Origin of the sequence: Dactylosporangium sp. CA-233914 (assembly GCF_050942935.1) — a bacterium.
Lineage (GTDB): Bacteria > Actinomycetota > Actinomycetes > Mycobacteriales > Micromonosporaceae > Dactylosporangium.
This window is the reverse complement of record NZ_CP192030.1, coordinates 7,756,365-7,779,682: the sequence shown is the minus strand read 5'-3', so window position 1 is coordinate 7,779,682 and position 23,318 is coordinate 7,756,365. Positions and strand designations below refer to the sequence as shown.

At 69.0% G+C, this 23,318-nt stretch carries 18 protein-coding genes; 4 read left to right on the top strand and 14 right to left on the bottom strand.

Annotated features, from left to right (window positions below; genetic code table 11):
• Positions 1 to 11: 11 nt before the first annotated feature.
• The 7 genes from ACQPY0_RS34640 to ACQPY0_RS34610 all read right to left on the bottom strand — a co-directional run bounded on the left by ACQPY0_RS34640 (position 12) and on the right by ACQPY0_RS34610 (position 7,453).
• The gene (locus tag ACQPY0_RS34640; RefSeq protein WP_432970202.1) at positions 12 to 761 is read right to left on the bottom strand and encodes an ABC transporter ATP-binding protein; all 750 of its coding nucleotides are present in this window, start codon (positions 759 to 761) and stop codon (positions 12 to 14) included.
• Positions 758 to 1,750: an ABC transporter ATP-binding protein gene (locus ACQPY0_RS34635; RefSeq protein WP_432970199.1), complete on the bottom strand. Its 993-nt coding sequence runs from the start codon at positions 1,748 to 1,750 to the stop codon at positions 758 to 760. The genes ACQPY0_RS34640 and ACQPY0_RS34635 overlap by 4 nt, the downstream gene beginning before the upstream one ends.
• Entirely contained in the window at positions 1,747 to 2,604 is an 858-nt protein-coding gene (locus ACQPY0_RS34630; RefSeq protein WP_432970196.1) for an ABC transporter permease, read from the bottom strand. Before ACQPY0_RS34630 ends, ACQPY0_RS34635 begins: the two co-directional genes overlap by 4 nt.
• Positions 2,604 to 3,551, bottom strand: a complete 948-nt coding sequence (locus ACQPY0_RS34625; protein ID WP_432970193.1) for an ABC transporter permease — start codon at positions 3,549 to 3,551, stop codon at positions 2,604 to 2,606. The genes ACQPY0_RS34630 and ACQPY0_RS34625 overlap by 1 nt, the downstream gene beginning before the upstream one ends.
• On the bottom strand, positions 3,538 to 5,175 hold the full coding sequence (locus ACQPY0_RS34620; RefSeq protein ID WP_432970190.1) for an ABC transporter substrate-binding protein: 1,638 nt from the start codon (positions 5,173 to 5,175) through the stop codon (positions 3,538 to 3,540). The genes ACQPY0_RS34625 and ACQPY0_RS34620 overlap by 14 nt, the downstream gene beginning before the upstream one ends.
• Before the next feature lie 171 nt (positions 5,176 to 5,346).
• Entirely contained in the window at positions 5,347 to 6,762 is a 1,416-nt protein-coding gene (locus ACQPY0_RS34615) for an amidase (protein ID WP_432970187.1), read from the bottom strand.
• Between the two features lie 157 nt (positions 6,763 to 6,919).
• Positions 6,920 to 7,453: a TetR/AcrR family transcriptional regulator gene (locus ACQPY0_RS34610; protein WP_432970184.1), complete on the bottom strand. Its 534-nt coding sequence runs from the start codon at positions 7,451 to 7,453 to the stop codon at positions 6,920 to 6,922.
• 146 nt (positions 7,454 to 7,599) lie between these two features.
• On the opposite strand from ACQPY0_RS34610, the gene ACQPY0_RS34605 reads away from it, so the two are divergent.
• Positions 7,600 to 9,135, top strand: coding sequence for an MFS transporter (locus tag ACQPY0_RS34605; protein ID WP_432970181.1), 1,536 nt, complete (start codon positions 7,600 to 7,602; stop codon positions 9,133 to 9,135).
• A gap of 417 nt (positions 9,136 to 9,552) precedes the next feature.
• Here ACQPY0_RS34605 and ACQPY0_RS34600 read toward each other — a convergent pair whose 3' ends face one another.
• From ACQPY0_RS34600 to ACQPY0_RS34575, 6 genes are all read right to left on the bottom strand, one after another.
• Positions 9,553 to 10,296 (bottom strand): SDR family NAD(P)-dependent oxidoreductase, encoded by a 744-nt coding sequence (locus ACQPY0_RS34600; RefSeq protein ID WP_432970178.1) that lies wholly within the window; start codon positions 10,294 to 10,296, stop codon positions 9,553 to 9,555.
• Positions 10,297 to 10,298: 2 nt separating this feature from the next.
• On the bottom strand, positions 10,299 to 13,070 hold the full coding sequence (locus ACQPY0_RS34595; RefSeq protein ID WP_432970175.1) for an FAD-binding and (Fe-S)-binding domain-containing protein: 2,772 nt from the start codon (positions 13,068 to 13,070) through the stop codon (positions 10,299 to 10,301).
• Positions 13,067 to 14,089, bottom strand: coding sequence for a zinc-dependent alcohol dehydrogenase (locus ACQPY0_RS34590; RefSeq protein WP_432970172.1), 1,023 nt, complete (start codon positions 14,087 to 14,089; stop codon positions 13,067 to 13,069). Before ACQPY0_RS34590 ends, ACQPY0_RS34595 begins: the two co-directional genes overlap by 4 nt.
• Positions 14,089 to 14,655 carry a fumarylacetoacetate hydrolase family protein gene (locus ACQPY0_RS34585; protein WP_432970169.1) on the bottom strand — a complete coding sequence of 189 codons (567 nt, stop codon included), beginning with the start codon at positions 14,653 to 14,655 and terminating at the stop codon, positions 14,089 to 14,091. Before ACQPY0_RS34585 ends, ACQPY0_RS34590 begins: the two co-directional genes overlap by 1 nt.
• A gap of 89 nt (positions 14,656 to 14,744) precedes the next feature.
• The gene (locus ACQPY0_RS34580) at positions 14,745 to 15,635 is read right to left on the bottom strand and encodes an SMP-30/gluconolactonase/LRE family protein (RefSeq protein WP_432970166.1); all 891 of its coding nucleotides are present in this window, start codon (positions 15,633 to 15,635) and stop codon (positions 14,745 to 14,747) included.
• Positions 15,632 to 16,405, bottom strand: coding sequence for an IclR family transcriptional regulator (locus ACQPY0_RS34575; RefSeq protein WP_432970163.1), 774 nt, complete (start codon positions 16,403 to 16,405; stop codon positions 15,632 to 15,634). Before ACQPY0_RS34575 ends, ACQPY0_RS34580 begins: the two co-directional genes overlap by 4 nt.
• Before the next feature lie 159 nt (positions 16,406 to 16,564).
• Between ACQPY0_RS34575 and ACQPY0_RS34570 the strand changes: the two genes are divergently transcribed.
• Positions 16,565 to 18,280, top strand: a complete 1,716-nt coding sequence (locus tag ACQPY0_RS34570; protein WP_432970160.1) for an IlvD/Edd family dehydratase — start codon at positions 16,565 to 16,567, stop codon at positions 18,278 to 18,280.
• Positions 18,281 to 18,292: 12 nt separating this feature from the next.
• The gene (locus tag ACQPY0_RS34565) at positions 18,293 to 18,976 is read left to right on the top strand and encodes an SDR family NAD(P)-dependent oxidoreductase (protein ID WP_432970157.1); all 684 of its coding nucleotides are present in this window, start codon (positions 18,293 to 18,295) and stop codon (positions 18,974 to 18,976) included.
• Positions 18,977 to 19,200: 224 nt separating this feature from the next.
• Here ACQPY0_RS34565 and ACQPY0_RS34560 read toward each other — a convergent pair whose 3' ends face one another.
• Positions 19,201 to 21,774, bottom strand: coding sequence for a beta-glucosidase H (locus ACQPY0_RS34560; RefSeq protein ID WP_432970154.1), 2,574 nt, complete (start codon positions 21,772 to 21,774; stop codon positions 19,201 to 19,203).
• A 276-nt stretch (positions 21,775 to 22,050) separates the two neighbouring features.
• Between ACQPY0_RS34560 and ACQPY0_RS34555 the strand changes: the two genes are divergently transcribed.
• Positions 22,051 to 23,112, top strand: coding sequence for a LacI family DNA-binding transcriptional regulator (locus ACQPY0_RS34555; protein ID WP_432970151.1), 1,062 nt, complete (start codon positions 22,051 to 22,053; stop codon positions 23,110 to 23,112).
• Positions 23,113 to 23,318: the final 206 nt, after the last annotated feature.

Sequence of the window (23,318 nt, the reverse complement as noted above, 5' to 3'; positions counted from 1 at the left end):
GCACGCCTGTGTCAGGCGGTGCGGCGGCGGGGCCGCCAGCCGGGCCGGGGCACCGCGTCGAGCAGTGCCTGGGTGTAGGGCTCCTGCGGCGAGTCGAGGACGTCCGCGGTCCGGCCCTGCTCGATCAGGCGCCCGTCCGCAAGGACGATGCAGGTGTCACTGACCTGGCGGACCACGCCGAGGTCGTGTGACACGAAGAGGTAGGTGATCTGCGTCTTTTCGCGGATGTCGGCCAGCAGATTGAGCACCTGTGCCTGCACGCTGACGTCCAGGGCGGAGACCGCCTCGTCGAGGATCAGCAGCGCCGGGTCCAGGGCGAGCGCGCGGGCGATGGCGACGCGTTGACGCTGCCCGCCGGAGAGCGACTCGGGGTACTGCGCGGCATGCCGTTCGTCGAGGCCGACCGAGTCGAGCAGCTCCGCCACCCGCTCGACGCGCTCGGCCTTGTTGCGCATGCCTCGGATGCGTAGCAGTTCGTGCAGACCAGAACCGATGGCCTGGCGCGGGTCCAGCGAGCCGTACGGATCCTGGAAGACCATCTGCACGCCCGGCCCGGTCAGCGCTACCGTGCCCGCCGACGCGGTTTCCAGGCCGGCCACGATCCGCGCCGCCGTGGTCTTGCCCGAGCCGGATTCTCCGACGACCGCCAGGCACGAGCCGCGCTCGACGGAGAAGCTGACGTCGCGCAGCGCTTCGCGTTCGCCGTCGGCGCGGCTGCGAAACGTCTTGCACAGGCCGCGAACATCGAGTGTCAAGGTCATGGCACACGCTCCTGCAGCCGGTCCGCGATCTCCTCGACGCGGTGGCACGCGACCGAGTGGCCTTCGATGGTCCTGCGCTCCGGAAGCTCCACGCTGCATCGATCGATGGCAAAGGGACACCGCGGCACGAAGGGGCATCCCTGTCGCGCCTCGTACGCTGCGAGAGGCCGTCCCGGAATCGCGGTCAGGCGGTGTACTCGAGTGGTCGACGGACGTGATCGAAGCAGGCCCGCAGTGTACGGATGCAGGGGCCGCGCGCAGAGTTCGGCCGACGCCGCGGTCTCGACGATCGAGCCGGCATACATGACCGCGAGCCGGTCGGTGACCGCGGACGCCAGGTCGAGGTCGTGGGTCACGAATAGCATCGATACGTGCCGGTCGCGGATCTGCTCGAGCAGGATCGCCATGACGTCGGATTGCACCGTGACGTCAAGGGCGGTCGTCGGCTCATCGGCGAAGATGAGCCGCGGCGACGGCAGCAGGGCCGCCACGATCATGACCCGCTGCAGCAGGCCGCCGGAGAGTTGGTGCGGGAACTGCGCCAGCCGCCGCTCGGCATCGGCGATGCCGACATCGCGCATCAGGCCGCAGGCCCGCTCGATCGCCTCGCCGGGACTCATCTGGCCGGTGTGCACCGGGCCTTCGGTGAGGAACTGAGCGATGGTACGAGTGGGATTGATGTGTGCGCGGGGGTCTTGATGGATCAGCGCCACGTCCCGCGATCGGTACCGGGCGAGGTCGCGGCGGTTGAGCTTCAGCACGTCACGATCCTCGAACTGGATGCGTCCACCGGTCGTCGCGGTGTGCGGCAGCAGGCGCATGGCCGCCTTGATCGACATGGATTTACCGGAGCCGGACTCGCCGACCAGCCCGACCGACTCGGCGGCGCCGATGCTCAGCGACACGTCGCGTACGAGCGTGCGTTCGGCCCGGCGATGGCGTACGCCGACATGCAGTCTGTCGATCGTCAGTAGCGATGGTTGGCTCATCGGCGGCCTCCGGATCGGGTTGACAGCTGGGCGCCGAGGACGTTGAACGCGACGACGGTAACGACGATCAGCGTCCCTGCCACGAGGCTCTGCTGGACGGCGCCGTTGAGCACCTCGGATCGCCCGTCCGAGACCATGACGCCCCACTCGGCGGCGGGCGGCTGGATGCCGAGCCCGATGAACGAGACGGCCGCGAAGTCGGCCAGCGCCGAGCCGAACCCGTAGGTGGCCTGGGCGACGACCATGGCAGCGACGTTCGGCACCAGGTGGCGCAGGCAGATGCGCCACGACGACATCCCGGCCAGTTGGAGGCTCTCGACATAGCCTCGATGGCGTTCCCGCACGGCGACACTGCGCACCACCCGAGCCATGTACGGCGTGTAGACGAGGCCGAGTGCGAGTACCGGTGCCCAGAAGCCGGCGCCGAACACGGCCGAGGACAGCACGGCCACGAGAATGCCGGGTACGGAGAACAGGATGTTCAGGAACCGATTGACGAGCCGGTCGACCCAGCCGCCGTGCCAAGCGGCGAGGACGGCGATCCCCGTTCCCAGCACGGTACTGATCAGCACGATCATGGCCGGTCCGGCGAAGCTGAGCCGGGCTCCGGTCAGGGCGCGGGAGAGGATGTCGCGGCCCAGCGAGTCGGTGCCCAGCAGGTGCGCCGCGTTCGGCCCCTGGCTCGCCGCGAGCACGTCGGTGGCGTCCGAGTCGTAGGGGGAGATCCACGGTCCGATGATCGCCAGCAGGGTCAGAGCTCCCGTGAGCACCACGGATGTGGCCAGTGCCGGGCCGGGCATGGCGGCGAATCGGCCGCGGGTGACGTCTCGGGCGGTGCCCCAGGTGATCGCCATCAGGCCTTCGTCCTCTCCCGCGGATCCAGCGCGACCTGGACGAGGTCGATCAGGGTGGTGACCACTACGAACACCACCACGATGATCAGGCTGACCGCCGTCACCACTGGGTAGTCCTTGCTGGAGATGCTGCGGACCAGCAGGCCGCCGATGCCGTCGACGGCAAAGGCCTGCTCGACGATTACGGTGCCGGCGACCAGGCCGGCGACGGCCAGGCCCGACGCGGTCAGGACCGGCAGGGCAGCGTTGCGCAGTGTGTGATGGCGCAGGACGACGCCGGCTGGCACACCGCGACCGCGGGCCGTCGCGACGTACTCCTGGTCGGCCTCCTCGGTGACGGCGGCTGAGGTCAGCTGCGACACGTAGGCGCCGTAGCCGATCGACAGGGCGATCGCCGGCAATGTCAGGTGCCACATCCGGTCGAGGACACCGTCGCCGCTTCCGTAGGTGGGAAACCATCCGAGTTTGACCGCGAGAATGCCGATCAGCGCGTTGGCGGCGACGAAGCTGGGCACAGCTACGCCTAGGCCGACGACGGTCGAGACGACGGCCCGTCCGCGCCGGCTGACGCCGCCGGCGATGCCGAGCCCGATACCCACCACCAGCACAAGGAGGGCGGCCATCGCGACGAGCATGAACGTCGTCAGCAGACGTGGCCCGATCAGGCTGGTGACGCCCTGGCGGGACGTCAGCGAGGTGCCGAAGTCGCCGTGCAGTGCCCCGGTGAGCCAGTGCCAGTAGCGCACCAGGAACGGGTCGTCGAGGCCGAGCCGCGCGCGCATGTTCGCGCGCGCGGCGTCGGTGGCCTTCGCGCCCAGGACCTGCGCGACGGGGTCACCAGGGGCCATCGACAGGCCGGCGAAGATGACGAACGACGCGGCCAGGATCGTCGCGAGCGCACCGGAGACGGTCGCGACGATCCGCCGCGCCAGCTCACTGTGCGGCACCGATGTACGCCATCTGTGGCATCGACCAGTACGCGAACGAGGTGACGGCACCGGTCAGCTTGTTGCTGATGAAGGTCGCCGTGTTCACCGAGGCCAGCGAGATGAGGCCCGACAACGGCTCATAGATCTGCTGGGCCTGCACGATCAACTGCGCGCGCTTCTTGGCGTCGAAGGTTGAACGGGCCTCGGTGAGCAGCCTCGTCACCTCGGGGTTGTCGAAGTTCGTGTAGTTGTACGGCTGGCCGGGCAGCAGGTCGAAGCCGAGGGGCTCGAGCGGGTTCTGCTGCGAGTTGAAGCTCGCGCTGTAGAGCAGGTCGATGCCCTTGCGCTTGGTGGCGTCGTAACCGGCCTGGTCGAACACCAGCGGCTGCAGCGGCTCGATCTTGATGTTGATCCCGATCGCCTTGGCCTGCTGCTGGAACAGCTGCGCCACGCGCGACGACGTCTGGTCACCGGCCTGGACGGCGAGCACCAGCTCGCTGCCGTCGTATGACGATTCCTGCACAAGCTTCTTGGCGGCTTCGAGGTCGTACGAGCGCGCAGCGACCCACTTGTCGTAGTCGGGCCGGTAGATGTCGCGCTCGGCGTCGGGCCAGGTGACCGGTGTCAACTCGGTGTAGTTCGGCTCGGCGGCGCCGCTGAACACGACCTTGGCGATCGCGGAGCGGTCGACCGCCCGCTGGAACGCGTCCCGCAGCTTCTGATCCTGTAGGGGGCCATCGGGACGGGCCACGGAGATTCCGACGCTCTGGGTCGACGGCCCGAACACCACCCGGCCGGCCTCGGACGTGCTCAGCTTCGCCAGCGTCGAGACGGGCAGCTCGTAGGAGCCGTCGATCTCGCCGGCGTTCAGCGCCTGCGCCAGTGCGGTGTCGTCCGAGACGAAGGTGAAGTCAATCTGTCTGGCGCGGGGCTTCAGTTCGGTGTTCCAGTAGCTGTCGTTGCGTTCGATCATGATGCCGCTGCCCGAGCGCCAGGACCCGAACTTGTACGGTCCGCTGCACATGAGCCCGCCGGCCGTCGTTCCCACCTGGTCGCCGGCCTTTTCGGCCCAGCCCTTCTCGATGACGACGCCCGCCAGGGTCGCCAGGCCGGGGACGAAGGTCGAGTCCGGCTGGCTGAACGTCACCGTCACCTCGTTGCTGCCGGTCGCTTCGATGTTCTGAACCAGCAGGAAGGCGTACGCGATGGCGGAGTCCTCAGCCGCGGTCCGTTGCAGGCTGAAGGCCACGTCCTGCGCGGTGAGCGGCGTGCCGTCCCAGAACTTCACGCCGTCGCGGATGGTGAGCTTGAGCTCGGTCGGGGAGACCTGCGTGTAGGTCGCCAGGTTCGGGCTGACGTTGAACCCCGCGTCCATCTTGAGCAAGGCCTCGCACATGTTGCGCACGATTTGGCCCGAGCCGTACGTGACGGCGTTGCGCGGGTCAAGCGTGTCGGGCTCGCCGGTGACGTTCCAGGTGATCTTGTCGACGTCGGCCTTGGCCTGCGGCAGCGACGAAACGAGCTTCGTCGCGTCGACCGGGTTGGTGTGGTTGCCGCCGCCGCACGCCGACAGCGCGCCGCCGACGAGCAGCGCGGCTGCGGTCGCGGTCAGCCTGCGTATCGCCTTGGAGTCAAGTTTCACGCCTTCTCCTCTGTCCGGGAGCCGCACCGGGGCCTGTGACCCACGTCATGCTGATCGTGTAACAGGGAAGATATAACCAGCCAGACAATACGCGCAACAGTCCCGTCATATGCTGCGGCCCGCTGGGCGGTGCCAGTGGGCCGCGGGGGAGACGAACGGTGTGGCACGTGGTCAGATCGCGGGACGGCGGGTGTGCCAGCCGGTCGCACGCTCGTATCGTGCCGCCACCGAAATCACGTCGGCGTCGGCCCAGAGGGGGCCGATGAACTGCAGGCCGATAGGCAGTCCTTCGTCGTTGAATCCACCCGGCACGCTCAACGCCGGTAGGCCGGCGTGCGCCGGCGGCTCGGTCATCGCGTGCAGCAGCAGGGCCAGCGGCGGAGCTTCTTCTCCGCCGACGAGGCGGGTCGGGCCGTAGTCACCGTTGTGCGGGAAGGCGGCCACGGCCGTCGTCGGCGTCACCATGATGTCGGCGCCGGCCATCGCCGTAGCGAACGCGTTGTAGATGGCGGTCTTGCCGTGCCGGAACGCGGCGTTGACCTGCCGGCCCGTGACGCCCCGCGCGCGCTGCGCCATCTCGGTGACCATGGGCCACACCTCGACACCGTTGGCCTCCATCTCCTCCGCGTACTCGAGGTACTCGTAGCCGTTGAGGTGGTCGAAGAAGATCGACGTGTCCGGCAGTTCGATGCCCACCTCCTCGACCGCCGCGCCCGCGGCACGCATGTCCTCCAATGCCTGTGCGAACACCTTGCGCACGTCCGGGTCGAGAACCTTCTGTCCGGCGTCGAAGCAGGCGGCGATCCGTACGCCGGTCAGATCGCCCGGCGTGAGCGCGGCCTCGATGTAGCTTCGGGTGTCGCGGGGGACGGAGAAGCGGTCGGCGGGATGGTGACCCGCGGTCACCTCCAGCACCATCGCCGCGTCCAGCACGGTACGAGCGATCGGGCCGTCGGTCGAGTCCCCGTCCGTGCTGTCGGCGGTCGGGATGCGGCCGATAGAGGGCTTGATGCCGACCACGCCGCACAGCGCTGACGGCACCCGGATGGACCCGCCGCCGTCCGAGCCCCAGGCGATCGGCCCCACACCGGCGGCTACGGCCGAGGCCGCGCCCCCGCTGGAGCCGCCGGCAGTGTAGCCCGGTCGCCACGGCGTGCTGGTTGAACCGGTCAGCTTGCTCTCGGTTACCCCCAGCAGGCCGAACTCCGGGGTCGTGGTCTTGCCCAGCAGAATGACGCCCTGCTCCTTCAGTCGTGCCCACCCGATCGCGTCGTCCTCCGGCACAAAGTCGGCATACGCGATGCTCCCATAGGTGGTCCGCACACCCGCCGTCTCGGCCAGATCCTTGACGGTCATCGGCACGCCATACAGCGGCGGCAGGTCATCGCCGGCGCGGAAACGCCGCTCGGCCTCCTTCGCGTCGGCCCTGGCCTGCTCGGCGGTGGTCGTGACCATGATGTTCACGACCGGATCGACGCGCTCCATCCGGTCGAGCACCGCGTCGACCACCTCGACCGGCGACACCTCGCGGCGCCGATACAGCTCTCCGAGCTCTGCAGCACTCTTCCAATGGAGCTCTTCGGACATGGCATCTCCTCGGGTCGAGCCGGTCGGCACGCACATCTGGCGGCGGGCCGCTGAGATGTTTGGTGCGTAATGCAACGGACGTTATACATTAACTGTGGCGTTGTGAAGGGCATGCGCGCGACGGCTCTCGGCTTCTTCGGAGATCCAGGGTTCGGGATCAGAGGTCGATGAGCGGACCGTCCTGCCGGCTCAGAGCGAGCAGGAGCTGCCGGGACTGTTCCATCTCGTGCGGATCGGTGCCGCCCTCCCACAGTCCGGCGATGGATGCGCCGTCGGCCGCCCGCACGATCAGCAGGACGCGCTGCGGATGCAGGCCATCAGCCTCAAAGGCCTCCACCCACTGCTGCGTGTCGCGTTGCAGTACCTGCGCGACGCCGGGTGCGGTGGCAAGCGTGGCGACGAGGACGGCGTGCTCGGAGGCTGCGGAGCCGTCGAGCAGGTCGTCGAACGTGGCGTTGACGTAGCCGCGCACTAGGCGTCCCGGCGCGTTGTCGCGGGGGTCGATGGCCGAGTGCACGGCGGCCCTCCACTGCTCGGCGAGATCCTCGGCCAGGGCGACCAGCAATTGCTCGCGCGACTTGAAGTGATGCAGGAGGCCGCCCTTGGAGATTCCTGCCGCCTGGGCGATCGCGTCGACGCTGGCCCCTGAACCGCGCTTGCCGACGACCTCCGTGGCGGCATCGAGGACCACCCTGCGCGTCCTGGCAGTGTCCCGCTCCCGACCCTGCACTCCATACCTCCTGGCGTCTCCCGACGGCGTCCGTGCGCCCGAGGTCACATTGTATGAACCGACCATATGGTTTGCACTGCCGACCATATGGTCGGTAGCGTGGAGGCATGACGAGGTGCAGGCCCGATCCAGTCGAGGTACCGGCGATCGCGAAGGCCGGTGCCCGGGAGTGGGCTGCCCTGGCAGCACTCGCCCTGGCGGTGACGCTGCTGGCCGTCGACGCAGAGGTCCTCGCACTGGCGGTGCCCGCGCTCACCGCAGACCTGGCACCGAACTCGACGCAGGTGCTGTGGATCGGCGACGCCTACTCCTTCGCGCTGGCCAGCCTGCTCATCAGCATGGGCACGCTCGCCGACCGGATCGGCCGCAAGCGGTTGCTGCTCATCGGCGCCGCCGGCTTCGGCGCTGCCTCGCTGCTCGCCGCGTTGGCGCCGACCGCGGGCTGGCTGATCGCCGCTCGCGCGCTGCTCGGTGTCGCGGGAGCCACCGTCATGCCGTCGACGCTGTCGATCGTGCGCAACATGTTCACCGACCCGAGGCAGCGCACCCGCGCCGTCGCGGTGTGGTCGGCCGGCGCGGCCGGCGGCGCGGCGCTGGGCCCGCTGGTCGGCGGCGCCCTCCTTGAGCATTTCTGGTGGGGGTCGGTCTTTGTCATCAACCTGCCGAACATGCTGCTGGTCCTGGTCAGCGTCGCACTGCTGGTGCCCGAGTCCCGCAACCCCGACCCGGGACGATTCGACCTGGCCAGCGCGGCGCTGTCGGTCGCAGCGATCGTGCCGATGGTGTGGGCGGTCAAACATGCGTTCAACACCGGCATCGACGCCGCCGGCCTGCTGGCGACCGTATTCAGCATCGTTGCCGCGGTCATCTTCGTGCGCCGCCAGCGCACCCTGCGGACCCCGCTGGTCGACGTCACGCTGTTCGCCAGACGGGCCTTCACCGGCACCGTGCTCGCGTCGATGGTCGCCGTGTTCGCCTTCAGCGGCCTACTGTTCTTCTTCTCCCAATACCTGCAGCTCGTCCGCGGCTACTCGCCGCTGCAAGCCGGAATCCGGGAACTCCCGGGCACCATCGCGGCGATCGTGGTGGTCGTCGTGGCCGCGCGTGTCATCACCCGCCTCGGCGTCGGAAACGCCTTGGCCGCATCCTTGCTGGTCACCGCGGCCGGCTTCGGCCTGCTAGCGGTGGCCGAAGGCTTCGGAGGCTACACCGGCCTGGCACTGGGGCTGGTGGTCATCGGCCTCGGTGTCGAAGTCGCGTACACTGCCGCCACCGACTCCATTCTCAGCTCGGCGCCCAGCGAACGGGCCGGAGCCGCCTCCGCGATCTCCGAGATGTCCTACGAACTCGGTGTGGCGCTGGGCATCGCCCTGCTCGGCACTTTGCACACCGTCTTCTACCGCAACGGCCTGCCCGACCTGAGCGGCCTGCCCGACCCGGCCCGCCAAGCCGTCACCGAGTCCCTGGCCTCAGGCGCCCACGTCCTGACCGACGCCGGGCCGCACGCCCAGATCCTCGCCCACGCCCGGGACGCGTTCGCGCACAGCATGCAGCTCACCTCCGTCATCGCGGCGCTGCTGCTCCTCGTCGCTGCCGTCATCGCGTGGAAGGTCGTACCCTCCAACCGGGAACTCGACCAGTGACATCATCTCGCGGGATACCTTCTCAGTTGGGACTGCGACGGTCAGACTTGGCCGGCGCGGCGAAGGCGACGACCAGGCGCCTACGCCACGAAGCGCCGGAGCTTGCGCTGTGGCTGCGCATGAAGCCCGACATCGCCCTGCAGTGGGCGTACGACTCAACAAGCTGATCTCATGCGCACGAAAATCGGTGCCCCCGCCCCGAATAGCCGGCACGTCCTACCTTAGGGCTTTGTTAGGTCGCGGCGTATCGCGCGTGGTGCGTCCACGGCTGGTCGAGTTCACTGCACGGATGTTGGAGGGTGTGGTCGCGCGGTCGGATCAGCGGGTCAAGGGCGAGTTGGATGTGCGTGGGCTGCTCACCGACAGGGCGCAAGTCGATGCGGCCGATGGCGGAACGCCTCGACGCTGACCCGGCCTTCACCTGCGTAGCCGTAAGCGCTGCATGCCGCCGTCGACCGCGAGCACGGTCCCAGTGGTCGCCGACGAAAGCGGGCTGGCCAGGTAGGCGATGGCGCTGGCGACCTCGACGGCGGTGACGAGCCGGCCGATGGGCTGGCGGGCGTTGAGGGCGGCCCGCTCGGCCTCGGGGTCGGTGGTGTCTGCGAGCAGCCGGTTGATCCACGGCGTGTCAGTGGTGCCCGGGGCGACACAGTTCACCCGGATCCCCTCGGACAGGTGGTCGGCGGCCATGGCCAGGGTCAACGACAGGACGGCGCCCTTGGTCGCCGAGTACAGCGCGCGCTGCGGCAGGCCCGCGGTCGCCGCGATCGACGACACGTTGACGATCGCGGCGTGCGCGGATTCGCGTAGCCAGGGCAGTGCAGCCCGGGACACCCGGACCGTGCCGTGCACGTTGACGTCGTAGACGCGGGCCCATTCGGCGTCGCCGTTGTCTGCGATCGTGCCCTGCGCGCCGATCCCGGCGTTGTTGACGACGATGTCGATCCCGCCGAGCGTGGCGGCGGCCGCGGCGACCGCGGATCGCACCGAGGCGTCGTTCGTGACGTCGGCGGACAGGCTGTGCAGGGGTGCGTCGACGTCGGGGTTGAGGTCGAGGCAGGCCACGCGCGCGCCGTGTTCGGCGAGCAGCGTCGCTGTGGCGAGGCCGATGCCGGAGGCACCTCCGGTGACGATCGCGGTAAGGCCCGTGAATTCGGACATGCTCAGCCCTCCGCGGTGGCTGCGTCGAGGAGTTCGAGCAGGTGGTGGTAGGGGTGGCCGGTCGCGCGGGTGAGCCCGACCTCGCAGGTGCGGTTGACGGACGCATGGGCGGCGTAGTGGCCGCCCGCTACGGTCGTCGCCTCGGCGCGGGTGGCGGACGCGGTCAGTTCGGGGTGCAGTAGGCCGCGGTCCCCGGCGAACGCGCAGCACTGCCAGCCGTCGGGGACGTCGACCCGGTCAGCGATTGCGGTGGCGATGCGATTGATGGCGTCGTCGAGGCCGAGCCGGACGGAGGAGCAGGTCGGATGCAGCGCGAGCGACGGCAGTCTGCGAGTGACGGTGAGCCGGGGCAGCAGATGGTCGGCGACGTAGGCGACCGCGTCGACCGTCTCGATCTCATTGAGGATCTTCTGGAGGCCTTCGGTGCAGGAGGTCGCGTCGATGATCACCGGCTCGGTGGTCCCGGCCAGGGTGGCCTGGACCCGTCGGCGCATGACGTCGTAGCCATCGTGCAGGCCCTTCGACGACCAAGGGGTGCCGCAGCACAGTTCACCGATGCCGTCGGGGATGTGCAGCCGGACGCCGGCGCGCTCGGCGAGGCGGGTCATCGCGGCCATGACTCCCGGGCCTCCGGCCGCTGGCGCGAACATCGTGTTGAGGCAGGAGGGCAGATAGACGGCGTCGGCGTGCTGGCTGCGCTTCGCCATGCGACGGACACCCCCGCGGGGCAGGTCACGGCTCCAGGCCGGCACGACGTCGGGGTTTCCGATGCTACGGGCGGAGCGTGTCGCCCACTCGGCAAGCGCTGGTGGCAGTACCCCGGCAGTGTCGAGCGCCAGATTCATGGCGCGGGTGGTGGCGTCCCAGTGCCGGGCGGCGCCCTTCCACGTCTGCTGGGCGATGCGCCCATTGGCTTCGGCGCGCAGCCGTTTGGTGAGGTCGCCGGTGTTGATCAGGACCGGGCAGGCGGTGGCGCACATGCCGTCAACCGCGCAGGTGTCCACCGCGTCGTACCGATACTCTCGGTCGAGCTGATGAGCGAGCGCCGTTTCGCCGGCCGCGCGGGCGGCGGCGGCCTCCCGGCGCAGCACGATGCGCTGTCGCGGTGTGGTGGTCAGGTCGCGGCTGGGGCACACGGGCTCGCAATAGCCGCATTCGACGCACCGATCGACTTCGGGTTCTACGGTGACGACCGGTTTGAGATGACGCAGGTGGGCATGCGGATCGTCGGTGAGCAGCACTCCCGGGTTGAGCAGCCCCTTCGGGTCGCACGCGCGTTTGACCTCCAGCATGGCCTCGAACAGTTCGTCGCCAAACTGGCGGCGCACGAACGGGGCCATAACCCGGCCGGTGCCGTGTTCTGCCTTGAGCGTGCCGCCCCGGGCGAGGACCGCGTCGACCATCCCCTCGGTGAAGGCGGCGTACCGGCCGGTCCCGTCATTGGTGCCGAACTCTTCGTTGAGCATGAAGTGCAGGTTGCCGTCTTTGGCGTGGCCGAAGACGACACTGCGCTCGTAGCGGTGCCGGTCGAACAGGCGACCGAGGTCGTCGCAGAGCCCGGCGAGCGCCGGCACCGGCACAGCGACGTCCTCGAGCAGGGCGACCGTTCCGGCCGGTCGGTTTCCGGCGACCGTGGCGTAGAGGCCCTTGCGGATGTGCCACAGGGCGGCCCGGCCGGCCGGGTCACGGCTGAGCCGGGCCGGCAGGCTCAGCCGCAGCCGGTCGAAGACCTGGCGGGCCTGCTCCTCGCATTCGGTGAGCCGTGCGTCGTCGGCCTGCTGCCACTCCACCAGCAAGGCCGCGTGCCGCTGCACGGCGAGCGCGGTCAGCGTGGCGTCCGCCCTCGGATCGGCCTGGGCGACCCGCAGCGACTCCGCGTCGAGCAACTCGATCGCCGCGGGTCCGGCTGCGACCAGTTCCGGCATGGCTGCCATCGCCTCGTGCAGGCTGTCGAACACGATCAGGCCGGTGCTCGCTGACCGGTGCACCTCGACGGTACGGAAGACCGCCTCCGCGACGAACCCGAGCGTGCCCTCACTGCCGATCATGAGGTGGGCGAGGATCTGCACCGGCGTGCGGTAGTCGAGGAAGCTGTTCAGCCCGTACCCCATGGTGTTCTTCATGGCGTACTGCTCAGTGATCCGACGTACCGAGCCGGGGTTGCTGCGGATGCGGTCGCGCAACCGCTCGAGGGTGGCGGCGAGCTCCGGTTCGAAGTGCCGCAGCCGGGTGTCTGCGTCATCGGCAGCGGTGTCGACCACCGTGCCGGACGGCAGGACCAGGGTCATCGATTCGAGGGTACGGTAGGTGTTGGCGTGGTTGCCGCAGGTCATGCCACTGGAGTTGTTCGCGACGACCCCGCCGATCGTGCAGGCGGTCTCGCTGGCCGGGTCCGGCCCGAGTCTGCGGCCGTACCGGGCGAGCCGAGCGTTGACCTGCCGCAGCACCGCGCCGGGCTGCACCCGCACCCGAGCGCCGTCGTCGAGGACCTCGATGTCGCGGAAGTGCCGGCGCACGTCGGCGAGGAGCTGGTCGGTGCCGGCCTGCCCGCTGAGGCTCGTTCCTCCGGAGCGGAACGTCACCCCAAGACCGAGCTGAGCACTGGCGCGCATCAGTTCGGCGACCTGACCGGCGTCGGCCGGCACGATGACGGCCTGTGGGGTGAGCAGGTAGTGCGAGGCATCGTGCGCCATGCCGAGACGGTCGGACGCCCGGCTCCGGACCGATCCGGGAGCGACCCGTTCGAGGGCGGCCAGCAGCTGATTGGCGGTCATGACTGCGGCATTCGGGGGTCGACGAGGATCTTCGGGCCGGGGCCGACGCCAGCAGGGCGCTGTCCGGCAAGGACGTCTGTGATCTCGTCGAGGCCGACGGTGGTGGCGACCAGGGCCCGCGGATCGACGGAAGCATCAGCGTACGCAGTGATGGTGCCGGCCAGGCCGGCGGAGGCCCCGAGAATGCCGACAGCGGTGACGTCCTTGAGAGCGAACTCGCGGGTGTCGACCGTGCTGGGCGATCCGGCAAGGCCGACGTAGACGATGCGGCGGCCAGGCTCGACCAGGTCGAGAGCGAGCGCTGGCAGGGCCTGGGCGTTGGAGGCGTCAACGACCGCGTCCCAGGGCAGCGCCGGCAACGTCTCGCGGGTCCACGCGTTGGTGAAGCCGAGCGAGCGGGCCAGTTGCAGGCTGGTCTCGCGGTGGCCCATAAGGTGGACTTCGGCTCCGCGGGCGCGACCGAACATCGCGACCAGCAGGCCGATGGTGGCGGTGCCGAGCACGAGCAGCCGTTCGCCGGGCACAAGTGTGGCGGCCTCGACACTGCGTAGCGCGTTGCCGCCAGGTTCGACCAGGGCGCCGAGGGTGGGGTCCACAGTGTCCGGCAGGGCGTGCAGGTACGCCGTCGGGAAGACGAGCTGTTCGGCGAGCGCGCCGGGCAGGCCGTCGCGGATCCCGAGCTCATGCCGTTCGGCGCAGACGTGATGGCGGCCGCTGCTGCAGCGTACACAGTGCCCGCAACCGATCATGGTGTCGCCGGTGACCCGCCGGCCCAGCCAGGCCGGGTCGACGCTGTCACCGAGCGCGGTGACCACGCCGCTCCACTCGTGGCCGGGCCGGATCGGGTACGAGGAGGCGCCGGTGTGCAGATAGCTCATCTCGCCGGTGAACAGCTCGATGTCGGTGCCGCAGACACCGGCCAGGTGGACATCGATGACCACCTGGCCGGGGCCGGCGATCGGCGCCGGCACCTCCTGGATCTCGGCCTTGTGCGGGCCGGTGAACACCAGCGCCCGCATCAGTGCGGGTCCACGACGTGCTGGCGGGCGGTGCCGAGCCGGTCGATGCCGAGCTCCATGACGTCGCCCGTCTGCCATGGCCCAGCGGGGTTGAACGTCTCGGCGGACTTACCCTTGGCCCACTGGCCGCCGCGCTCCATCTGGAAGGCCCGCTCGCTGACGTCGTTGACGAGCACATATCCGGCGATGTGGTCGCGGGCCTGCCCGGGGGAGTCGAGGCAGGAGGTCCGCTTGCCGATGACGATGCCGAGCTCCACCTCCCAGTCGGTCTTTGTGGCGCCCCGCGGGATGCGCACGTCGTCGTTCGGGCCGATCAGGGTGTTCGGGCTCTTGGTGAACAGGATCGGCTCGGTGGGGACGGCCTGGCCGGTCTCGGCGGCGTGGTCGCTGAAGTTGAGGCCGATGCACAGGATCTGGTGCGGGCGGGCGAGCGGCGCGCCGATCCGCTGATCGCCGAACTCTCGGACGTCGCTGGCGGCGATCCGCTCGGCGACCGGTCTGGCGAGGATGGCCGCACCGCCGGCGGTGAAGAATCTTTCGTCGAAGTCGCTGACCAGGTCAGACACGTCACCGTAGCAGGTATCGTCGACGCGGACGGCTGGCTTCTCGGCACCATAGGCGCCGATGCGCATGAGTAGCACGAAGGCTCCGGTTGTCAGAGGGCTGGGTTCCAGTACGTGGTGGGCAGGCCTACGGCGTCGACACGGGCGGTGAAGACCCGCCCCGAGTCGGGATGTTTCGCCAAGTCGTCGTGGCTGAGCTCGGCGGTGGCGGTGGTGATGACGAGCACCTCCAGGCCAGGGCCGGCGAAGGCGACGCTGGAAGTGTGCGGTGCAGCGACGGCGACGGCGGCCAGCAACTGGCCGCCCGGCGTGTAGCACTCGACCCGGCCACGTCCCCAGATGGCGATCCACAGGTTGCCGTCGGCGTCGGCGCACATGCCGTCCGGATACCCGTCGTTGATCCGGAACGCCTCGCGGCGTTCGCCGAAGGCTGCGGTGGCTGGGTCGTAGGCGCGGGTCCACACCGTGCCGGGCACGGTATCGATGCTGTACAGGCGGTCGCCAGCCGGGCTCCAGGCCAGTCCGTTCGACAGCATGAGGTCGGCGTCGATCGTGGTCAGGCCGTCACGGTCGAGGCGCACCAGGACTTCCGTGCCGGACTGCTGCCTCGGGTCGAGGCTGCCGACCAGGAACCGGCCTGCCGGGTCAACCGCGCCGTCGTTGAGCCGGCTCGTGGTCCCCGCCGGCAGCACCCGGGCCAGTTCGGTACGCGTGCCGTCGAGCCAGACCCGAGTTAGCGTCTCGCGTTCGGCGACCAGAAGGTCACCGGAGGCCTCGACGGCGACGGCTCCGACCTCCGCGCCGAACCTCCAGGTGCCAGTTGCGATGATCGTGTCGGCGGCCACGTCGAGTACGCCCTGGTGGACGGAGTGACCGTCGATGTCGACCCAGAGCAGCCGTTGCCGGTCGGGGTCCCAGACCGGACCCTCGCCGAGGCGGAAGACTCCAGCGTCGGTCGGACGCGCGGTGTAGGACACAGTCACTGGGTCTCCGAGGGGTTGGCGACGATAGCCCGGATGGCGGCCAGGTCGTCGACGAGCTGTTTCAACGGCGTGCGGTAGGTAAGACCGCTGATGCTGATCGCGCCGCTGGGCACGGTCGGTGAGGCCAGGTAGACCGCAACGGCGAGGCAGTTGACGCCGGGCTCGTTCTCCTGGTCGTCCACGCCGTATCCCCGCTCGCGGGTGCGGACGAGCTCCGCATGCAGTTCCTCGGTACTGCCGATCGAACGCTCTGTGGGCTGGTGCAGGCCACGGCCGCCGACCCAGTCGCGGACCTGCTGTTCGGTGTGCAGCGTCTGCGCAAGCAGCACTTTGCCGACCGCGGTGCAGTGTGCAGGGTTGCGGCCGCCGACTACCGAAGTCAAGCGCACCGCACCGGACGTGGGGTCGAGTTTCGAGCGGTACACCACGTCGCGGCCGTCGAGGGCGGCGTAGTGGACGGTTTCGCCGTATCGCTCGCAGAGCCGCTGCAGAACCGGCTGGACGCGGACGTGGTCGGGACGTGCCTCGTGGTGGGCGAAGGCGAGCCGGAGGAACTCGTCGCCGAGCACGTAGCGCCCGTAGCCGTCCTGTGCCGCGAAGCCGGCGCGCCGCAGCGAAGCGAGGGCGCGGTGCACCGTCGGTTTCGGGCTGGCCATGACGCGTGCCATGTCCTCCAGGCCGACGCCGTTCGGGTGTTTCGCCAGCTCGGCGAGGACCGCGAGGACACGATCCGAACCGACGAGCTTGCCCTCGGACTCATCCGCTTCCATCCCCGATCCCTCCATGATTCCGGATATTAGACCCAAGTTCCAATTGAATGAAAGTGGCGTTTCGGCGGGGTTCCGGATGGGGGCGGGAGGCCCTAGTATTCCAGCGTTGTTCCAAAGTTCTGATCAGAGTTCCAATAATCGGAATACGGGGGAGTCATCGTGCAGCCACGCCGCAGTGCGCAGTGGTATGCGGGCGACGACCGCAACAGCTACATCCATCGCGCGTGGATGCGCCGCGGCCTGCCTGCCGACGCGTTCGGCGGACGACCGCACATCGCCATCGCCAACACTGCATCCGACCTGACCCCGTGCAACGCCCACCTCGACGAGGTGGCCCGCAGCGTCGCCGACGGCATCTATCAGGCTGGCGGCATCCCGCTGAACCTGCCGGTGGTGTCGCTCGGCGAGACCCAGGTACGCCCCACCGCGATGCTGTGGCGCAACATGGCGGCGATGGCGGTCGAGGAGATGCTGCGCGCCAACCCGATCGACGGCGTGGTGCTGCTCGGCGGCTGCGACAAGACCATCCCGGCGCTGCTGATGGGCGCCGCCTCGGTCGACCTGCCGGCGGTCGTGGTGCCCGGCGGGCCGATGCTCACCGGAACCTTCCGCGGTGCCCCGCTGGGCTGCGGCACCGATGTGTGGAAGCTCAGCGAAGAGGTACGCGCCGGGTCGCTGACGGCCGCCGAGTTCCAGCGCTCCGAATCCTCGATGATCCGCAGCAAGGGTCACTGCAACACCATGGGTACCGCCTCCACGATGGGCCTGCTCGCCGAGGTCCTCGGCATGACCCTGCCCGGTGTGGCCGGCACCCCGGCCCCGGACAGCCGTCTGCTGGAGGCCGCCCACGCCACCGGTGTGCTCGCCGTCCAGATGGTCGACGCCGACCGCACCCCGAGCGTCGTGATGACCCGCGGCTCCTTCCTCAACGCGATTGTCGCGCTGGCTGCCCTCGGCGGTTCCACCAACGCGGTCGTGCACCTGCTCGCCATTGCCGGGCGGCTCGGCGTCGAGTTGAGCCAGGACGATTTCGACCAGGTCGGTGCCGAGGTGCCGCTGCTGGTGGACCTGCTGCCGGCCGGCCGGTTCCTGATGGACGACCTGTACCGGGCCGGCGGCCTGCATGCCGTGCTCGCCGAGATCCGCGACCTGCTCGACCCCACCGCTGTCACCGTTACCGGACAGCCCCTGGTCGACCACCTCGACGGTGCGCGGGTCTACGACCGTGAGGTCATCCGGCCCCGGGAACAGCCGCTGCGGCCGCATGCCGGGATCGCCGTGCTCTACGGCAACCTCGCCCCCGACGGCGCGGTGATCAAACCGGCCGCCGCCTCCCCAGAACTGCTGCAACACCGCGGCCCGGCCGTCGTGTTCGACTCCGTCGAGGACCTCCACGCCCGCCTCGATGACCCATCCCTGGACGTCACAGCCAACTCAGTGCTGATCCTGCGCGGATGCGGCCCCAAGGGCTACCCCGGCATGCCGGAGGTCTCCAACATGCCACTGCCGGCCAAGCTACTTGGACAGGGCGTGCGCGACATGGTGCGCATCTGCGACGGGCGGATGAGCGGCACCGCGTACGGAACAGTGGTGTTGCATGTGGCCCCGGAGGCCGCCGCCGGCGGACCGCTCGGCAAGGTCCGGACCGGCGACATGATCATCCTGGACGTCGAAAACCGGCGTCTCGACGTCGACATCCCCGACGCCGAGCTCGCCGCCCGCGAACCCGCACCCGAAGCGGTGAAGGCCTTCGCCGCGCCCGCCCGCGGCTGGGAACGCCTCTACGTCGACACCGTCGGTCAGGCCAACACCGGCGCCGACCTTGACTTCCTTCTCGGCTCCAGCGGTGACCAGGTGTCCCGCGAATCCCACTGACAAAGGACCCCCATGAGTAGTGCGCGCACCGCTGTCATCACCGGCGCCTGCAGCGGTCTCGGCGCTGCTGCCGCCACCCGCCTGGCCGCCGACGGAGTCAACGTGGTCACCCTCGACCTCGCTGACGGCGCCGATCTGCACGTCGACGTCAGCGACGCGCACGCCGTCCGGGACGCCGCCGGGCGCATCGGCCCGGTCGACATCCTGATCAACTCGGCGGGCATCGTCGGCCCGAACGCGCCGCTGTGGGAGATCCCGCTCGACGGCTGGGAGCAGACCTTCGCCGTCAACGTGCGCGGCACCTTCAACACCTGCCAGGCGTTCGCGCCCGGCATGCGCGACCGCGGATGGGGACGCATCGTGAACATCGCCAGCATGGCCGGTAAGGACGGCAACCCCAACATGTCGCCCTACTCGGCCTCCAAAGCCGCGGTCATCGCCCTGACCAAGTCCCTCGGCAAGGAGCTGGCCACCAGCGGCGTGCTGGTTAACGCGATCGCCCCGGCCGTCATCGAGACCCCGATGAACGCCGGCACCGGGCCCGAGGCGCTCGCGCACATCACCAGCCTGATCCCGATGCGGCGGGTAGGCCGGCCGGAAGAGGTCGCCGAACTGATCGCCTGGCTCGTGTCGGACAAGGTCAGCTTCTCCACCGGGGCCGTCTACGACATCAGCGGCGGCCGCGCCACCTACTGACAGGCAGCGGGTACGGCGACGCGTCACCCCGGGGACGATGCTCATCGGTTTTGGCGCCAAGCTCCTGCCGGAACACCGCTGACCGTCGGCCCTGGTGAGGGGGCTCAAGCCAAGGCGCCGATCGTGGCGCAGAGCGGCCGAGGCGCAGTCTCGCCGAGAGCATCAGCGGGACTGCGCCTGGCTCACTCACGAACCGGCCGCAGATCAGTGAGCTTGTGCGGCTGCTAAGGGTTTCCCACCCGCAGCGGCACTGTCTGGAACATGTTCCGGACGGAGTCCCCGACAGAGACGGTGCGCCCGTCGACCGCGGTCTTCCAGCCGTTGGTGGCGGCGTCCCAATACTTCAACTGGTCCGTATCGATGTGTACCCGAACGGTCGCCGACTGGCCTGGACGCAGTTCGACCTGGTCGAAGCCGCCGAGGGCGTACTTCGCGAACTGGGCTCTGGACGAGGAGCGAGGAGCACCGATGTAGAACTGCGGCGTTGCGGCGCCGGCCCGTCCTCCGGTGTTACGAACCTTCACCGAGACCGTTGCTCCAGTAGCGTCCGGTCGAACGGTGAGATCCGAGTACCGGAAGCTGGTGTACGACAGTCCGTAGCCGAATGGAAATAGCGGGTTCTGGCCGGTCTTGTCGTACCAGCGGTAGCCGACGTAAATTCCCTCGTCGAAGTTGAGACTGCCGTTCTGGCCGGCCAGGCCGGCAGGGGTGGCGGGGACGGGGCCCTGATTGGCGCTCGCCGGGAATGTCGTGGGCAAGTGGCCGGATGGGTTCACGTCTCCGTAGAGCACGCGCGCGAGGGCTGTGCCGAACATCTGCCCGGGCAGCCACGCTTGCACGACTGCCTCGACCTTGTTCAGCCACGGCATCAGGACGGGGCCTGCGGTGTTGAGCACGACGATGGTGCGCGGGTTGGCCTGGGCCACCGCTTCGATCAGCGCGTTCTGGTCGCCCGGCAGGGACAGGGAATCGCGGTCGGCGCCCTCCCCGATGGCGAAGTTGGCCAGGACGATGGCGACGCGAGCCTTCTTCGCGGCCGCCACCGCCGCCGGGATCTGCGACTGCGACGGCGTCTGCCAGGCCAAGTTGATGCCGTTGTTGCCAAAAGCCGTGCTGACGCTCGAGTACGACACCTTCAGCGTGACCGGCTTACCAGCCTTGAGCGTGATCGTGCCCTGCGCGGGGTACATCGGGCCACTGAACAGGTATGAGGTGGGCTTGAGGGTATTGATGACCTGCTGGCCGTCGACGGTGAACGTCATGTTGCCCGACACCAGCGACGTGAATCGGTACAGCCCTGTCTCGGCCGGGGTGAGCGTTGCGGTCCACTCGGCCGAGTAGGGAGCTTTGAGACCTTGCGGCACGCCGGGAAGGTTGATGCTCGTTTCGCTGGTGGTCCGGGCCGGCGTCCCCTCGGGCGCTGCCGTGTCCCAGTACTTCGCGGTCCATCCGTTGATCTGGCCATCCGCGGACTTGAGTGCGGGGCCGGCGACGAGGTCGGTCGCCGCCACGTCCCCGGCCGACCCCTGCGCCTGGATGATGGACGTGTGGGAACCGGCCCGGGCAGTGATGCCGTTCAACGGGGTGATGTTCCGGCCGACCGTGGTCGGCACGGCGGGGCCGCCGCCCTCGATGTACTGGGCGTCATCGCCGGACGGGCCGATCACGGCGATCGAACGGTCGGACTTGTCGTTCAGCGGCAGGACGTTCTTGTCGTTTTTCAGCAGGACCATGCCCTCGGCGGCGACTCGTGTCGCGAGCTCTCGATGCGCCGCCGTGCTGATCTCCGTCTTCGACACCGGGGGGTTGTCGAAGATGCCGGAGTTGAACACCGCGTACAAGATGCGATAGTCGCTGTCGTTCAAGGTTTTCAGCGGGATCTGGCCGGAGGTGTACATCTCGGCCGTGCGCTGCTGGTTCCCGCCGTCGAAGCCGGCGATGTCGACGCCCGCCAACGCGGCGAGGACGGCGTCGCGCTGGGCGAGGAGGAAGTCCGGGATGACCAGCCCTTGGAAGCTGCTCTTGAGACTGCCGAGCAGTTCCGGGTTCTGGCAGGCCGGTTTGCCGTTGACCTGGTTGTACGAGCACATGACGGAGTCGGCGCCGTTGCCCTTGACGGTCGCGATCACGGGCGCTTCGTAGATCTCGTGCAGCGCCTGTTGCGGGATGTTCTCGTTGATCGCGGCCGTCCGACCGAAGTACGCGTTCGGGTCGTCGGACTCGAAGCCCATCCGCCCGTACTCCTGGGTGTTGGCGCCGTAGTGCTTGACGGTCGTCATCACGTTCCGCGATTTTGCTCCGTCGACCTCGGCGCGCGCGGTCGTGCCGACGAGATACGGATCCTCACCGAGGTTCTCGGCCTGCCGTCCGGCCAGGGGCTGGCGGGCGATGTCCGTCGCCGGCCCGAGCCAGATCGAGCGGCCGCTGTCGCGCGCCTCCTGCGCGACGGCGGCACCGTACTGCGTGGCGAGGTCCGTGTCGAACGTCGCTGCCAGCGTCTGTGCGGACGGAAAGGACGTGGCGCCCTGGACCCCGATACCGCTCGGCCCGTCATGGGACGCGAGGACGGCCGGCATGCCGTACTTCGTAAGGGGCTGCAGGTTATCCAGCGCCAGCTGCACCTTCTCGTTGAAGGTGAGCGCGTCGAGCAGAAGCTGCGCCCGTTCGCCGGGAGATTTGGACGTGTCTCGCCAGGGCTGGTCCGCGGCGACCGCAGGTGTGGGCGAGCCGGTCATCGCGACGGTAACGGCTAAACAGGCGAAAACGGCGGTTAGTGTGCGTTTGCTGAGCGGACGCATGGATCTCCTTAGAGATGCAGTGCCGACGGGGTGTTGTCGACAACATCGGCACACCATAAGCGCAGAGTGCGGTCAGCCTCAACCGTTTCTGACGAGTTCGGCCCCGGACGGGCTCTGGACCGGGGAACGGGGCCCCGAGTCCAGCGCAACGCCGGCTCGAGCGCATCAGGTACCGCCCCGACCTCGTGACCGGCTTCCCGCCTACACCAGCAGGTCCTGCGGCCTGGAGCGACTGCGGTTGCGGTGCTCTGGCTTCGGGCACTGTATGAATGGACTGTGAAGAAGGTTGCCACGATCTACGACGTCGCCCGGGAAGCGGGGGTGTCGCACCAGACTGTCACCCGCTACCTGCAAGGATTTGAGGGAATCCGCGATAGCACGCGTCAGCGCGTGGAAGCGGCGCTCGCGCGGCTCCAGTACCGTCCGAACCCGGCTGCGCGGCAACTCCGCCTGCGCAGGTCGAACCGCATAGCGGTCCTGGCAGACAGAATCGGCCAGGGTGGCCCAGCTCTGATCGTCCGGGGTGTCACGGAGCTGGTCCAGAAACGCGGGTACGTCAGCGACATCATCGCCGTCGATGGCGAGGATCCGGAATCGGTCGACGCTGCCATTGACCTTGCGACCGAATATCAGGTGGCAGGGATTCTGGCCACCGCACAGACGGACGTCGTGCTGGAACGGCTGCAGCGTCGCACTCTTGCCGTTCCCATGGTCATCGATGCTCAACTCGTCGACCCGGTCAGCGGTGTCCTGGTCGGTCAGCTCGTCGGCGAGAAGGCGGCCGAACACCTGCTCGAACTCGGTCACCGGCGAATCGGCTACGTAAGCGGTCCGGACGGCTGGTTCGCAGCACGCGACAGAGCGGCAGGGTTCATCGCAGCTGTTCAGGATGCGGGGGGAGAGATCGTGTGGGTCCGGGAAGGCGACTGGTCCGCTCACTCCGGCTACCAAGCATGGCAGGCCTTGACTGCCGATGAGTACGCCGTGACGGCGGTGGCAGCGGCAAACGACTCGATGGCGATTGGCGTGATGGCCGCGGCCCTGGACAGCGGCCACGCAGTCCCGGAGCGGCTCAGTGTCATCGGCATCGACGATGTCGAGGAAAGTCGCTTCGTACGGCCGGCGCTGACCACAGTGCAGCTGGACTTCGAGGGGGAGGGCGCCCGCCTTGCGGCGCAATTGATCGACCGGATCTCCCTGGCCGGTTCGGCGTCGGACGCCGACCCGATGAGCAGCACCGGCAGTGAGCCGTACAGCCCGAACCTGATCGTTCGCAGCTCTACAGCGCGGGTCATGCAACGTCCGCGTTCGAACAGCGCGAAGCGTCGTCCAGCGTGAGGAGCGAAATCGGTGTGTCGGGGCGCGGCCGGAGGGTTCCTCTGCTTCGTGTGCGGTCCTGCGGTGAGCGGTAGGCGCGGACATGGCCGTCCGTGCCGACCGGCTGTCGCCGAAGCGCGGCAGCCAGTGGTGTTCGGCCGTTCGGGGCATCGCGGACGGAGTCGCGGACCGGTGACACCGTGCGCGGCCCGGGTCGTCGCCGCGCG

Excerpts from the sequence above, each read along its gene's own strand:
- ACQPY0_RS34565 (WP_432970157.1), top strand. The coding sequence starts at position 18,293 with ATGAGTAGTGCGCGCACCGCTGTCATCACCGGCGCCTGCAGCGGTCTC.
- ACQPY0_RS34640 (WP_432970202.1), bottom strand. The coding sequence starts at position 761 with ATGACCTTGACACTCGATGTTCGCGGCCTGTGCAAGACGTTTCGCAGC.
- ACQPY0_RS34600 (WP_432970178.1), bottom strand. The coding sequence starts at position 10,296 with ATGTCCGAATTCACGGGCCTTACCGCGATCGTCACCGGAGGTGCCTCC.
- ACQPY0_RS34630 (WP_432970196.1), bottom strand. The coding sequence starts at position 2,604 with ATGGCGATCACCTGGGGCACCGCCCGAGACGTCACCCGCGGCCGATTC.
- ACQPY0_RS34560 (WP_432970154.1), bottom strand. The coding sequence starts at position 21,774 with ATGCGTCCGCTCAGCAAACGCACACTAACCGCCGTTTTCGCCTGTTTA.
- ACQPY0_RS34595 (WP_432970175.1), bottom strand. The coding sequence starts at position 13,070 with ATGACCGCCAATCAGCTGCTGGCCGCCCTCGAACGGGTCGCTCCCGGA.
- ACQPY0_RS34615 (WP_432970187.1), bottom strand. The coding sequence starts at position 6,762 with ATGTCCGAAGAGCTCCATTGGAAGAGTGCTGCAGAGCTCGGAGAGCTG.
- ACQPY0_RS34605 (WP_432970181.1), top strand. The coding sequence starts at position 7,600 with ATGACGAGGTGCAGGCCCGATCCAGTCGAGGTACCGGCGATCGCGAAG.
- ACQPY0_RS34635 (WP_432970199.1), bottom strand. The coding sequence starts at position 1,750 with ATGAGCCAACCATCGCTACTGACGATCGACAGACTGCATGTCGGCGTA.
- ACQPY0_RS34590 (WP_432970172.1), bottom strand. The coding sequence starts at position 14,089 with ATGCGGGCGCTGGTGTTCACCGGCCCGCACAAGGCCGAGATCCAGGAG.
- ACQPY0_RS34575 (WP_432970163.1), bottom strand. The coding sequence starts at position 16,405 with ATGGAAGCGGATGAGTCCGAGGGCAAGCTCGTCGGTTCGGATCGTGTC.